Origin of the sequence: Microbacterium sp. PRF11 (assembly GCF_031844085.1) — a bacterium.
Taxonomy (GTDB): domain Bacteria; phylum Actinomycetota; class Actinomycetes; order Actinomycetales; family Microbacteriaceae; genus Microbacterium.
The window spans coordinates 226,346-239,395 of the sequence record NZ_JAUZUP010000005.1 but is presented as its reverse complement, the minus strand read 5'-3'; the positions used below and the strand labels follow the sequence as shown (position 1 = coordinate 239,395).

General features: G+C 70.1%; 14 protein-coding genes. 8 read left to right on the top strand and 6 right to left on the bottom strand.

Features of this window, described 5'->3' with window-relative positions:
- Nucleotides 1–84 precede the first annotated feature (84 nt).
- A complete protein-coding gene (locus tag Q9R20_RS14795) occupies nucleotides 85–1,011 on the top strand; it encodes a heme o synthase (protein WP_311250043.1) in 927 nt (308 codons plus the stop codon).
- A 97-nt stretch (nucleotides 1,012–1,108) separates the two neighbouring features.
- Here Q9R20_RS14795 and Q9R20_RS14790 read toward each other — a convergent pair whose 3' ends face one another.
- The 3 genes from Q9R20_RS14790 to Q9R20_RS14780 all read right to left on the bottom strand — a co-directional run bounded on the left by Q9R20_RS14790 (nucleotide 1,109) and on the right by Q9R20_RS14780 (nucleotide 3,413).
- A complete protein-coding gene (locus tag Q9R20_RS14790) occupies nucleotides 1,109–1,663 on the bottom strand; it encodes a GNAT family N-acetyltransferase (protein WP_311250042.1) in 555 nt (184 codons plus the stop codon).
- 88 nt (nucleotides 1,664–1,751) lie between these two features.
- A complete protein-coding gene (locus Q9R20_RS14785; RefSeq protein ID WP_311250041.1) occupies nucleotides 1,752–2,237 on the bottom strand; it encodes a hypothetical protein in 486 nt (161 codons plus the stop codon).
- A 189-nt stretch (nucleotides 2,238–2,426) separates the two neighbouring features.
- Nucleotides 2,427–3,413, bottom strand: a complete 987-nt coding sequence (locus Q9R20_RS14780; protein ID WP_311250040.1) for a COX15/CtaA family protein — start codon at nucleotides 3,411–3,413, stop codon at nucleotides 2,427–2,429.
- Nucleotides 3,414–3,662: 249 nt separating this feature from the next.
- Between Q9R20_RS14780 and sufB the strand changes: the two genes are divergently transcribed.
- The 7 genes from sufB to Q9R20_RS14745 all read left to right on the top strand — a co-directional run bounded on the left by sufB (nucleotide 3,663) and on the right by Q9R20_RS14745 (nucleotide 10,039).
- Nucleotides 3,663–5,081, top strand: a complete 1,419-nt coding sequence (gene sufB / locus Q9R20_RS14775) for a Fe-S cluster assembly protein SufB (RefSeq protein ID WP_295838965.1) — start codon at nucleotides 3,663–3,665, stop codon at nucleotides 5,079–5,081.
- On the top strand, nucleotides 5,082–6,275 hold the full coding sequence (gene sufD, locus Q9R20_RS14770; protein ID WP_311250039.1) for a Fe-S cluster assembly protein SufD: 1,194 nt from the start codon (nucleotides 5,082–5,084) through the stop codon (nucleotides 6,273–6,275).
- Complete coding sequence (locus Q9R20_RS14765) at nucleotides 6,272–6,601, top strand: non-heme iron oxygenase ferredoxin subunit (RefSeq protein WP_311250038.1); 330 nt, start codon at nucleotides 6,272–6,274, stop codon at nucleotides 6,599–6,601. Before sufD ends, Q9R20_RS14765 begins: the two co-directional genes overlap by 4 nt.
- Nucleotides 6,602–6,641: 40 nt before the next feature.
- Nucleotides 6,642–7,412, top strand: coding sequence for a Fe-S cluster assembly ATPase SufC (gene sufC / locus Q9R20_RS14760; RefSeq protein ID WP_295838962.1), 771 nt, complete (start codon nucleotides 6,642–6,644; stop codon nucleotides 7,410–7,412).
- A 9-nt stretch (nucleotides 7,413–7,421) separates the two neighbouring features.
- Nucleotides 7,422–7,751, top strand: a complete 330-nt coding sequence (locus Q9R20_RS14755) for a metal-sulfur cluster assembly factor (RefSeq protein ID WP_013586729.1) — start codon at nucleotides 7,422–7,424, stop codon at nucleotides 7,749–7,751.
- A gap of 127 nt (nucleotides 7,752–7,878) precedes the next feature.
- On the top strand, nucleotides 7,879–9,048 hold the full coding sequence (locus Q9R20_RS14750) for an aminotransferase class I/II-fold pyridoxal phosphate-dependent enzyme (protein ID WP_311250037.1): 1,170 nt from the start codon (nucleotides 7,879–7,881) through the stop codon (nucleotides 9,046–9,048).
- Nucleotides 9,049–9,109: 61 nt separating this feature from the next.
- Nucleotides 9,110–10,039, top strand: coding sequence for a siderophore-interacting protein (locus Q9R20_RS14745; RefSeq protein ID WP_311250036.1), 930 nt, complete (start codon nucleotides 9,110–9,112; stop codon nucleotides 10,037–10,039).
- Nucleotides 10,040–10,102: 63 nt separating this feature from the next.
- On the opposite strand, the gene Q9R20_RS14740 is transcribed toward Q9R20_RS14745, so the two are convergent.
- The 3 genes from Q9R20_RS14740 to Q9R20_RS14730 are packed head-to-tail and all read right to left on the bottom strand — an operon-like array spanning nucleotide 10,103 to nucleotide 13,028.
- Nucleotides 10,103–10,930 (bottom strand): ABC transporter ATP-binding protein, encoded by an 828-nt coding sequence (locus Q9R20_RS14740; RefSeq protein WP_311250034.1) that lies wholly within the window; start codon nucleotides 10,928–10,930, stop codon nucleotides 10,103–10,105.
- On the bottom strand, nucleotides 10,927–11,985 hold the full coding sequence (locus Q9R20_RS14735) for an iron chelate uptake ABC transporter family permease subunit (RefSeq protein WP_311250033.1): 1,059 nt from the start codon (nucleotides 11,983–11,985) through the stop codon (nucleotides 10,927–10,929). Before Q9R20_RS14735 ends, Q9R20_RS14740 begins: the two co-directional genes overlap by 4 nt.
- A complete protein-coding gene (locus Q9R20_RS14730) occupies nucleotides 11,982–13,028 on the bottom strand; it encodes an iron ABC transporter permease (RefSeq protein ID WP_311250032.1) in 1,047 nt (348 codons plus the stop codon). The genes Q9R20_RS14735 and Q9R20_RS14730 overlap by 4 nt, the downstream gene beginning before the upstream one ends.
- Nucleotides 13,029–13,050: the final 22 nt, after the last annotated feature.

The window sequence follows — 13,050 nt, the reverse complement described above, 5'->3', positions numbered from 1 at the left end:
CGTGACGGGGGTCGACAGTCGGCCGGTCGTGTGGTGGGCATGACGTAGAATCGGAGGGATATATACGCGCTACCCCGGGGGACGATGGACATCTCGACGACGTCGCACGTCATTGCGACGACCGATCGCCGCTCCGTCGGACGGACCCTTCGGGCCTACGTCGCTCTGACGAAGCCCCGTGTCCTCGAGCTGCTGCTGGTCACCACTGTTCCGGTGATGATCCTCGCTCAGGGCGGTCTTCCGAACCTGTGGCTCATCTTCGCCACCGTGATCGGCGGGTCGCTCAGCGCCGGTTCCGCCGCGGCGTTCAACATGTACCTCGATCGCGATATCGATGCGCACATGCAGCGCACCGAGAACCGTCCCCTCGTGACGGGTGAGGTGTCGCCGCGTGGTGCGCTGACCTTCGCCTGGACGCTCGCGGTGGTGTCGACGGTCTGGCTGCTGCTGTTCACCAACCCGCTCGCCGCCGGTCTGTCGGCGGCCGCGATCTTCTTCTACGTGGTCATCTACACGATGATCCTCAAGCGACGCACCGAGCAGAACATCGTGTGGGGCGGCATCGCGGGCTGCTTCCCGGTGCTGATCGGCTGGTCGGCGGTGACGGGCTCGCTCTCGTGGGCGCCGTTCATCCTGTTCGCCCTGGTGTTCCTGTGGACGCCGCCGCACTACTGGCCGCTGTCGATGAAGTATGCCGCCCAGTACGACGAGGTCGACGTGCCCATGCTCGGTGCGACGCGCAGCGGTTCGCAGGTGGGCCTGCAGGTCATCCTCTACGCGTGGGCCACGGTGGCGTGCTCGTTGCTGCTCATCCCGGTGGCATCCATGGGGCTGGTCTACTCGGTATCGGCGCTGGTGTTCGGCGGCTGGTTCATCTACGAGTCGCACCGTCTCTACAGCCGTGCCGTGCGCGGCGGTGAGCCCCGTCCGATGCGCGTGTTCCACGCCTCGATCACGTACCTCACGCTGCTGTTCGTCGCGATCGCGGTCGACCCGCTGCTGCCGTTCTGACCGATGTCAGAAAGCGCCCGTCCCGGTCTCGGGGTGGGCGCTTTCTCGTTCCGGATGTCGGCTCCCGGCTTGTCCCAGCGAGCCGGCGCCGCGGCGATCAGGGCTCGGCGTCCGCGCGGGGTGCGTCGGTGAAGAGGGAGCGGCTCATCTCCATGAGGCCGCCGTCCTCGGGGAGCGAACGGCGCCCGAGGACCCGGAGCGCCTGGGTGCGCCCGGTCGAGACGAACCCGTTCCGGGTGTAGTACTTCCGCGCGGGGGCGGCGCGCTCGGCCACCCAGAGCCGGAGGACCGGTCCGCGTGTGGCCGCCCAGCCCAGGACCGCGGCGAGCAGGGCGTCGGTGACGCCGTTGGTGCGCCCCCGTGCGTCCGGGGTCACGTAGACGCCCGTGAGCACGGGCTCGGGGCCGTGTGCGTCGCCGACCTGTGCGCACATCATGCCGAGCCACCGACCCGTCTCGTCGGCGATGGCGGCCACGCTCGTCGTGTCCGGTTGTTCGCCGCGACGTGCGCGCATCTTCCAGCCGTCGTCGGGGATGAGCAGCGTCTCTTCGACGGTCGCGGTCCACGACACGGGGTTGTCCGTGGCGTTCTCGATGCGGAACGACCGCACCTCTGGCCAGTCGTCCTCCCGGGTCGTGCGCAGTGTGAACATCCCTCCACGGTACGCAGTCGGCCCGTCTCGCGAAGACGCGGAAGCGCCCGCCCCCGGATCGGGAGCGGGCGCCTTCGCGTCTACGGGATCAGCGACGCGTGGAGTCGTCTCCGGCGTCGAGGCGGGGCTCATCGTGACGAGCGGCCGAGGCCGCCTGCGGGGGAGCGGTGGCGGTCGACGGCGTCTCGATGTCGGCATCCTCCACCGCGAGGGGCGTGGCGGTGGCGGTGGGAGCGAACGGGGCGGCGGCGGTCTCGGGGGCCGTCTCGTCGTCGCTGGTCCAGTCGATCGTCTCGACCGACACATCCGCTCGACGGGTCAGTGTGGTGGCGGCGGCGAGGGACAGCACGGCGACGATGCCGACGGCACCGGCTCCGAGCACGGCGGCGCCGACCACGACCCACGACTGGCCGACGTAGACCTGGACGACGGTGGCGTTGGGATCGTTGAGCACCTGCTCCATCGCGTCGATCCCGTTCAGGACGATCGCGAGTCCGCCGGCGATGGCGGCCAGGGATGCGACGACGAGCACCCAGAACGGGATGCTGGTCACCAGGCGGGGACGAGTTTTCATGGGGAGTACTCCTTGTCGTTCCGACAGGGGGTTGTCGGGCGGCGGGTCCCGAAGCGGGGGCGACGGGACGTCGGGCACGGGAATGCCACGATCAACGATGACCCACGCGCCGGTGCGCTGTGTAGGGGTCGCCGATGAATCGCCTATGAGCGTATAAGGGGGTCGCGGCGGGCCCCCGCGCGCCGGCGGTCAGCCGCGTACGGCGGCCGTCTCGCGCTGTGTGTGCCGCCGCGACGCGACCTGAGGCTGCTTCAGGCGCAGCACCACCACGGTCATGGTCGCCGCGGCCAGGGCGGCCAGCACCATGTGCGTCCCCACGGCGAGCTCGGGCAGGCCGTTGCGCGCCTGGTAGAGGCCGACGGCGATCTGCACGAGCTCGACGGCGAGGAGTGCCATCGCCCAGCGGCGCACCGCCAGGCGGCGACGCCAGGCGACGACGACGACGGCGAGCGTGAGGACGAACAGGGCGTAGCCGGGCCAGGCGTGCACGTGCTCGAGCACCTGGGCGTCGAAGCCGCTGCGGATCGCGTCCTCGTCGCCCGAGTGCGGGCCGGCGCCCGTGGTGAGCACGCCGAACACGATCGTCAGCGCGAGTACACCGGTCGTCGCGTGGACGAGACCGGCGAACCAGCGCGGCACGGCGAGCGTTCGGGGCCCGGCCGGCTGGTTCATCAGCACGAGGAAAGCGGCGCACACGGCGACGAGGGACACCGACGCGATGTAGTGGAACCCGACGATGAAGGGGTTCAGTCCGGTCAGGACGGTGATCCCGCCGACCACCGCCTGAGCGACGATGCCCACGAGCACCACGAGGGAGAGGACGAAGAGCACCCGGCGCTCGTGACGCATGCGCCAGACGAGTACGACGACGGCCAGGGCGAGGATGCCGACCAGACCCGTCAGCGTACGGTTGCCGAACTCGATGATCCCGTGGATGCCCATCTCGGGGGTGTTGACGAGCGAGTCGGGCGTGCAGCGCGGCCACGTGGGGCATCCGAGGCCCGATCCGGTGAGGCGGACGGCGCCGCCGGTGCCGATGATGAGCACCTCGGCGACGAACGACAACCACGCGAACACGCGCACCCGGCGGTCGACGTCGGTCGGCAGCCACGCGACGATGCGGCGCAGCGGGGCGGTGACGCGGGACGAGGCGGTGGGGGACGGGGCGGAGGGCATGCGCACGGCTTCCTGGCGTCGAGGCGCTCCGGGCTGTCGGGAGAGCGGGCCTGCCATGCCGGGAGCGGGTGTTGCCTGTAGAATCGAAGGGTCCGGGTGCAGCGCTCGCGCGAACCGCACCCACGACAGTCTAGGCGCGCAGCCAGCGCCTTCGAACGGGCCCACCAGCGACCTTCCTGAGACTTCGACCGGAGTCTGGAATGTCGGGGCGGATGACACCGTTGAGGCCCGAGAAGGAGAGTGATCACCATGTCCGATGTACTCATCGACCGACCCGAGCTCGAAAGCCTGGGGCAATACGAGTTCGGCTGGCACGACACCGATGCCGCCGGCGCGATCGCGCAGCGCGGGATCAACGAGGACGTGGTGCGCGGTATCTCCGCCCTCAAGTCCGAGCCCGAGTGGATGCTGAAGACGCGCCTGAAGGGCTACCAGCTCTTCGGCCGCAAGCCGATGCCCACCTGGGGTGCAGACCTGTCGGAGATCGACTTCGACAACATCAAGTACTTCGTGCGCTCGACCGAGAAGCAGGCCCAGACCTGGGAAGACCTGCCGGAAGAGATCCGCAACACCTACGAGAAGCTCGGTATCCCCGAGGCCGAGCGCCAGCGCCTCGTCGCCGGCGTCGCCGCGCAGTACGAGTCCGAGGTGGTCTACCACCAGATCCGCGAGGACCTCGAGCAGCAGGGTGTCATCTTCATGGACACCGACACCGCTCTGCGCGAGCACCCCGAGTTCTTCGAGGAGTACTTCGGCACGGTCATCCCCGCCGGAGACAACAAGTTCGCCGCGCTCAACACGGCCGTGTGGTCGGGCGGCTCCTTCGTCTACGTTCCCAAGGGCGTGCACGTCGAGATCCCGCTCCAGGCGTACTTCCGCATCAACACCGAGAACATGGGTCAGTTCGAGCGGACGCTGATCATCGCCGACGAGGACAGCTACGTCCACTACATCGAAGGCTGCACCGCTCCCATCTACAAGAGCGACTCGCTGCACTCGGCCGTGGTCGAGATCATCGTGAAGAAGAACGCCCGCGTGCGCTACACGACGATCCAGAACTGGTCGAGCAACGTCTACAACCTCGTCACCAAGCGCGCCGTCGCCCACGAGGGCGCGACGATGGAGTGGGTCGACGGCAACATCGGCTCCAAGGTGACGATGAAGTACCCCTCGATCTACCTCATGGGCGAGCACGCCAAGGGCGAGACCCTCTCGGTCGCCTTCGCCGGTCCCGGTCAGCACCAGGACGCCGGCGCCAAGATGGTGCACATGGCCCCCTACACGCAGTCGTCGATCGTCTCGAAGTCGATCGCGCGCGGCGGCGGTCGCGCGGGCTACCGCGGCGAGGTCCGAGTGGATGCCAACGCGCACCACTCCGCGAACACGGTGCGCTGCGACGCGCTGCTGGTCGACACGATCTCGCGCAGCGACACGTACCCCGCGATCGACATCCGCGTCGACGACGTGCAGCTCGGACACGAGGCCACCGTCTCGAAGGTCAGCGAGGAGCAGCTGTTCTACCTGCAGTCGCGCGGCATGCCCGAGGACGAGGCGATGGCCATGATCGTGCGCGGCTTCATCGAGCCGATCGCCCGCGAGCTGCCGATGGAGTACGCGCTCGAGCTCAACAAGCTCATCGAGATGGGCATGGAAGGATCCGTAGGCTAAATGACGACTGCGACGCAGACCCCCGCAGCCGCCGCGGAGGGGCATATCGACCCCGCCGCACTCGTGGCATCCGTCGTTCCGGTGCAGACGCGCTCGGAGCGGGCGACCTCGTTCGACCCCGCTGACTTCGGCGTGCCCACGGGCCGCGAGGTCAACTGGAAGCTCTCGCCGCTCGACCGGCTGGCACCGCTCTTCGCCGACGAGGCCGGCCCGGCCGGCGTCGTCAGCGTCGAGGTGAACGCCCCCGCCGCGGTCGAGCAGCTGCGCCTGGCCGTCGGCGAGGCGCCCCGCGGCGAGCACTTCCGTCCGGAGGACCTGCCCGCGGCCCTCGCGTGGACGCACGAGAGCGAGGCGCCCCTGCTGCGGATCCCCGCGAACGTCGAGCTCGACGAGCCCGTCGTCGTGCGGCTGACCGGAACGGGTGGTCTCGCGCACGCCCACGTCGTCATCGAGGCCCAGCCCAACTCCCGCGGAACGATCGTGCTGCGTCACGAGGGCAGCGCCCAGCACGCGCAGAACGTCGAGATCCTCGTCCGCGACGGCGCCGATCTCACGGTCGTGTCGGTGCAGAACTGGAACGACGACGCGATCCACGCGTCGGCCCACCAGGCCCGCGTCGACCGCGACGCCAAGCTCACGCACGTCGTGGTGAGCTTCGGCGGCGGCGTCGTCCGCGTGAACCCCTCGGTCGAGCTGTCGGGTCCGGGCGCCGAGGGGCGCCTGTACGGCCTGTCGTTCTCCGACGCCGGCCAGCACCTCGAGTCGCAGGTCTACCTGCACCACAAGGGTCCGCACACCGTCGGCGATGTGCTCTACAAGGGAGCGTTGCAGGGCGAGAGCGCGCGCAGCGTGTGGATCGGCGACGTCCTCATCGGACCGGATGCCACGGGCACCGACTCCTACGAGGCCAACCGCAACCTCGTGCTCACCGACGGAGCCCGCGCGGACTCGATCCCCAACCTCGAGATCGAGACCGGCGACATCCAGGGTGCCGGGCACGCCAGCGCCACCGGTCGCTTCGACGACGAGCAGCTGTTCTACCTGCAGGCTCGCGGCATCGCCGAAGACGAGGCACGCCGCCTGGTGGTGCTCGGGTTCCTCAGCGAGATCGTCCAGCGCATCGGCATCCCCGAGCTCGAGACCGAGCTGATCGCCGCCATCGAGCGCGAGCTGGCCGAAGGCGCAGCCGCGTGAGCGCCACCCGTGCCTGCGCGCTCAGCGAGCTCGTGCAGGACGAGGCGCGCCGCGTCGAGATCGACGGCGTCCCGATCGCGGTCGTCCTCGACGGCAACGGCGACGTCCACGCGATCGGCGACGTGTGCACGCACGGCGACATCTCGCTGTCCGACGGCTTCGTCGAGGGCGAGACGCTGGAGTGCTGGGCCCACGGCTCCGCCTTCTCGCTGACCACCGGTCGCCCGCTGAACCTCCCGGCCTACGAGCCGGTCCCCGTGTACGAGGTCGTGATCGACGGAGACGACGTGCTCATCGACCCCTCCGTCACCAAAGCGACGGCCTGAGCCGCGCCCACGACCTGAAGACTTACGAGTAAGGAACACCATGTCTGTCCTCGAGATCCGCGACCTCCACGTGACGGTCGAGACGGAGAACGGTACGACCCCGATCCTCAACGGCGTGACGCTGACCATGCGCACCGGTGAGACCCACGCCATCATGGGCCCCAACGGCTCGGGCAAGTCGACCCTGGCGTACACGATCGCCGGCCACCCCAAGTACACCGTCACGAGCGGGACGATCACTCTCGACGGCGAGGACGTCCTCGAGATGAGCGTCGACGAGCGCGCTCGCGCGGGACTCTTCCTGGCCATGCAGTACCCGGTCGAGATCCCCGGCGTCACGGTCACCAACTTCCTCCGCACCGCGAAGACGGCCATCGACGGCGAGGCTCCGGCCATCCGTTCGTGGACCAAGGACGTCAAGGGCGCCATGGAGAACCTGCGCATGGACCCGAAGTTCGCCCAGCGCAACGTCAACGAGGGCTTCTCGGGCGGCGAGAAGAAGCGCCACGAGATCCTCCAGCTCGAGCTGCTCAAGCCCAAGATCGCGGTGCTCGACGAGACCGACTCGGGTCTCGACGTCGACGCGCTGAAGATCGTGTCGGAGGGCGTGAACCGCGCGAAGGAGCAGACCGATCTCGGTGTGCTGCTGATCACGCACTACACCCGCATCCTGCGTTACATCCGCCCGGACTTCGTCCACGTCGTCGTCAAGGGGCGCATCGTCGAAGAGGGCGGCCCCGAGCTCGCCGACCGCCTGGAGGAAGAGGGCTACGACCGCTTCCTCGAGGCCGGTACCCCGATCGACGCGTAAGATCGTTACATGACCGCAACCCTCGCTCCCGAGAAGTACGACGAGGTCACCGAGGCGCTCAAAGACGTCATGGACCCCGAACTGGGGATCAACGTCGTCGACCTCGGCCTCATCTACGACCTCGCGTGGGATGACGAGAACGACGCGCTCGTCATCCACATGACCCTCACCTCGGCCGGCTGCCCGCTGACCGATGTGCTCGAAGAGCAGACGGCGCAGGCCCTCGACAACGTCGTGGACCGCTTCCGCATCAACTGGGTGTGGATGCCGCCGTGGGGACCCGAGCGGATCACCGACGACGGCCGCGACATGATGCGCGCGCTCGGTTTCGCGATCTAGCTCCTCGTCCCGCGCTCGAAGACCCCGGCTCCGGCCGGGGTCTTCGTCGTCTCGCGGCACCATCGATCGATGACGTCCCGTTGCGAGCGGCAGGATGTCCGACGGGCCCAGCCGATAGCCTCGACGGATGAGCGTCGTCCCCCTGCAAGCCCTGCCGCTCGACCTCCTCCGTCAGCGTACGAGCACGAAGTGGCGCTCGTACGGCGACGACGTCATCCCCATGTTCGTGGCGGAGACCGACTTCCCGCTCGCCCCGGGCATCACCGCGGCCCTGCATCGTGCCGTCGAGATCGGCGACACCGGCTACACCCCTCCCCGGCCCGGGATCGATCTCGATTTCGCCGCATACGCCGAGCGGCGGTGGGGGTGGCGGCCCGACCCCGCGCGCATCCGCTGGACGGGCGACGTGATGATGGGGGTCGTCGAGGTGCTGCGGGCGGTGACCTCTCCGGGGGATCGCGTGGTCGTGACTCCGCCGGTGTACCCGCCGTTCTACGACACGGTCGAAGAGGCGGGGGCCGTGGTCGAGCGCGTCCCGCTGATCGACGACGGCGAGCGTTGGAGTCTCGACCTCGCCGGTGTCCAGCGGGCGCTGGAGGCCGGGGCTCGGGCGGTGCTGCTGTGCAACCCGCATAACCCCACCGGCACCGTGCACACCCGCGAGAGCCTCGCCGAGTTGGCCCGTCTCGCGGCACGATACGGCGCGAGCGTCGTCAGCGACGAGATCCATGCGCCGCTCACCCATGCCCCCGCGGTGTTCACCCCGTTCCTGGATGCCGCTCCAGAGGCCGCCGCGGTCGGATACACCGTGACGAGTGCGAGCAAGACGTACAACCTCGCGGGTCTGAAGTGCGCGGTGATCGTCACCGGGGCGGAGGAGACCGCCGTGGTCGTGCGGTCGCTGCCCTGGGAGGTGGAGTGGCGCGCCGGGCTGTTCGGTGTGATCGCGAACCGCGCCGCGTTCGCCGCGGAGAGCGACGGGTGGCTCGATCAGCTGCTGGCCGCGCTTGACGAGAACCGCCGGCTGCTGGCCGACCTGCTGGCCGAGCACCTGCCGCTCGCGCGCTACCGTGCCCCCGAGGCCGGCTTCCTCGCGTGGGTCGACGTATCGGCGTACGGCTGGGGCGACAACCCGGCCCCGTTCATCCGCCGGGAGGCGAAGGTCGCGCTGCACCACGGCCCGTTGTTCGGCGCCGAGGGGGTGGGGCACGTCCGCATCAACGTCGGGTGCGCGCCGGAGGTGCTGCGCGACGCCGTCGAGCGCATCGGGCGTCTGGTGGGCCGGGCAGGCGCCTGAGTCCTCCACCGTCGAACGGTCGGACGTGGCATCCGAAGGTAGGTAAGGATATCCTTACAGGGTGATCACCGCCACGCGTCCCGCCTACCGCCCGTACGTCGCCGTGGTGAAGGCGGTGCAGCGGCTGTCTCCGCACTTCGTGCGCGTGACCTTCACGTCGCCCGACTTCGACGTCTTCGGGGTCGACCGTCGGGACCAGCGCGTGAAACTCGTGCTGCCCGGCCGCGACGGCACCGTCTGCGACATCGGTCAGGACGACCCGGATGCCATCGCGGGAGGCGAGTGGTACACCCGCTGGCGCGATCTCCCCGATGAGGAGCGGATGCCGTTCCGTACCTACACCGTTCGCCGGATCGACCCCGAGGCCCTCGAGCTCGACATCGACTTCGTGGTGCATCACGATGCCGGGCCCGCGGGCTCCTGGGCCGAGGCGGCGACGACCGGCGACCACCTCGTGGTGGTCGGTCCCGATTCCCGCAGCCCCGAGTCGGCGCAGGGCATCGACTTCCATCCCGGGTCGGCGCGCCGGATCCTCCTCGCCGGCGACGAGACCGCCGCGCCCGCCATCTCGGCCGTGCTCGAGGGACTCGAGCCCGGCCTCGAGGTCGACGCCTTCATCGAGGTGCCCACGGTCGACGACGCTCTTCCCGTTGTGGCCGGCACCGCCCGCGTGCACTGGCTCGCGCGGGGTGATCGCCCGCACGGAGAGGCACTGATCGAGGCGATCGAGGCCTGGACGGCGGCATCCGGCGACGTGCTCGCCCGCGCCGCGGCGCCGCGCCCGCAGGTGCTGGAGGAGATCGACCTCGACGTCGATCTGCTGTGGGACAGCCCGGCCGACGCCGAGGGCGAGTTCTACGCGTGGATCGCGGGGGAGTCGTCGACGGTGAAGCTGCTGCGCCGCATGCTCGTGCAGGGCTGCGGGGTCGACCGCAAGCGCGTCGCGTTCATGGGCTACTGGCGAGCGGGACAGGTCGAGCGCACCGCCTGACTCCCTGTGCCCGCAGGAGAGAAGCCCCGGCCTCGGCCGGGGCTTCTTCGGTTCTCGGGCCGGCTAGGCCGTCTGGGCCTGTTCCGGCTCGGCCACCGTGTGGTGCCGGCCGATCGGGATGACCATCGGCCGCCCGGTGAGCGGATCCGGGACGACGCGGCTGTCGAGACCGAACACGCGACGCACCGTGTCCTCGGTGAGGACGTCGGCGGGATCCCCGGCCGCGACGACCTCGCCCTGGGCCATGGCCACCAGGTGATCGGCGTAGCGGGCGGCGAGATTCAGATCGTGCAGGACCATCGCCACCGTCGTCCCACGCTCGCGGTTGAGGTCGGTGAGCAGGTCGAGCACGTCGACCTGGTGGCTGATGTCGAGGAAGGTGGTCGGCTCGTCGAGCAGCAGCACGTCGGTCTCCTGCGCCAGCGCCATGGCGATCCACACGCGCTGCCGCTGGCCTCCGCTCAACTCGTCGACCGGACGGTCGGCGAGGTGCGTGACGTCGGTGGCCTCGAGTGCGCGGGCTACGGCGGCGTCGTCGGCGCTCGTCCAGCGCGACAGCGCACCCTGGTGCGGGTGACGGCCGCGGCTGACGAGATCGGACACCGCGATCCCCTCGGGGGCGATGGGGGACTGGGGCAGCAGCCCCAGCACGCGGGCCACCTGCCTGGTCGGCATCCGGTGGATGGCCTTGCCGTCGAGCAGCACCTGACCCGCCGACGGGGCGAGCAGCCGCGCCATGGCCTTCAGCAGCGTGGACTTGCCGCACGCGTTCGCGCCGACGATCGTCGTCACCCTGCCCGGGGGGATCTGCAGGTCGAGGGAGTCGACGATGGTCCGGTCTCCGTAGCCGAGGGTGACGCCCTCGGCGGCCAGGGAGCGCTCGACGGTCATAGCGTGGTTCCTCCGGATCGGCTGCTGCGAACGAGCAGGTAGATGAGATACGGCGCGCCCAGGACGCCGGTGATGACGCCGACGGGCAGTCGCGTGCCGAACGCGTACTGCGCGCAGAAGTCCGCGACGAGCACGAGCAGGGCGCCCACGAGACCCGCCGGGAGCACCGGGGAGCCGACGGGACCGAGCAGACGGACCGCGATGGGGCCGGCGAGGAACGACACGAACGCGATCGGACCGGCCGCGGCGGTGCCGAAGGCCAACAGACCGACCGCCGCGACGATGAGCAGCAGTCGGCTGCGTTCCACCGGGAGCCCGACGGCCGCAGCGGTGTCGTCACCCATGCGGAGGATCTCGAGGCGGCCCGAGAGCACGAGCAGGATCGGCGCGAGCACGATCACGGCGCCCGCCACGGGGAGCGCGCGATCCCACGTGGCGTCGTTGAGGTTGCCGGTGATCCAGCGCATCGCAGCCGGCAGGTCGTACTCGGCGGCGCGTGCGATTACGTACGACACCACCGCCTGGCACATCGCCGCGACACCGATACCGACGAGGATCAGCCGGGCGCCCGAACCTCCGTTGCGGTAGGCGAGCAGATAGATCGCGAGAGCCGCGGCCAGCGCGGCGACCATCGCGAGGAACGACACGGCCGTCTCACTCAGTCCGAGAACGACGATGCCGATGACCGCCGCGGCGCTCGCGCCGGTGTTGATGCCGATCACGTCGGGACTGGCGAGGGCGTTGCGCAACATCGACTGAAAGACCACACCGCCCATTCCGAAGCACAGGCCGGTGAGCAAGCCGGTCACCGCGCGGGGGAGGCGCAGCTCGCCCACCGTGAACGAGGCGCCGGGCACACGCTGGCCGGTGAGGACGCCCCACACATCGGCGGGGGAGTAGATCGTCTGCCCGAGCATGAGCGAGAGACTGAACGCGACGAGCACGAGCAGAGCCAGGATGCCGGTGACCAGGGCCCACTTCCGGCGGCGGCGTTGCCGTCCGGCGATGACGGACGACAGAGCGGCGGGGACGGGGGCGGTGAGGATGCCGGTCATAGCGCCCTCATCTTCTGCCGCCGCACCAGCGCGATGAAGAACGGTGCGCCCACCAACGCGGTGACGATCCCGACCTCGATCTCCTCGGGGCGCGCGACCAGGCGTCCGACGACGTCGCCGAGGGTGAGCAGCACGGCGCCGCCGAGAGCGGAGACGGGCAGCAACCAGCGGTGGTCCACCCCGACCACCAGACGGATCATGTGGGGGATGACGAGCCCGACGAAGCCGATCGGTCCGGCGACGGCGGTCGCAGCGCCGCAGAGGATGACGGCGCCGCCCGTGGAGACCAGGCGGGCGGTGCGCACTCGCGCGCCGAGACCGGCGGCGAGCTCGTCGCCGAGAGCGAGGGTGTTCAGCGTCGATGCGCTCGCGAGGCAGATGACCAGACCCGCGAGGAGGAAGGGCAGCACTTGGAGGATCGTCTCGGGCGTCGCTCCGCCGACGCCGCCGATCTGCCAAAAGCGGAAGTCGTTCATGACGTTGATGCGGGGGAGCAGCACGGCGCTGGTGAGCGAGCTGAAGGCCACGGCGGTCACCGCGCCGGCCAGGGCGAGACGCAGCGGAGTCGCCCCGCCACGGCCGAGGGACCCGATCGCGTACACCAGGACGGCGGCGGCTGCGGCGCCGATCATGCCGACCCAGATGTACGAGGTGGCGGAGCCGAGGCCGAAGAAGGCGATGCCGACCACGATCGCCAGGCCCGCGCCGCCGTTGATGCCGAGGATCTGCGGGTCGGCGAGCGGGTTGCGCGTCGCTCCCTGCAGCACCGCGCCGGAGACCGCGAGTGCGGCGCCGACGAGGATCGCGAGAACCGTGCGCGGGACGCGCTTGGCGACGGCGGCCGCTGAGGCGGTGTCCGTGGAACCGGTGAGTCCGGCCCACACGTCCGACGCCGTCACATCCCGCGCGCCGAAGGTCACCGAGAGGACCGCCGCGACGAGCAGCACGACGACCAGTGCCGCGACGCCGACGACGCGTCGCCGCCCCCAGCGACGCGGGCGGGCGTCGCGGGGGGCGGCGGGTGCCGGAGCGAGAGTGCTCATCGCTCCGACGGGGTAGGAGCCT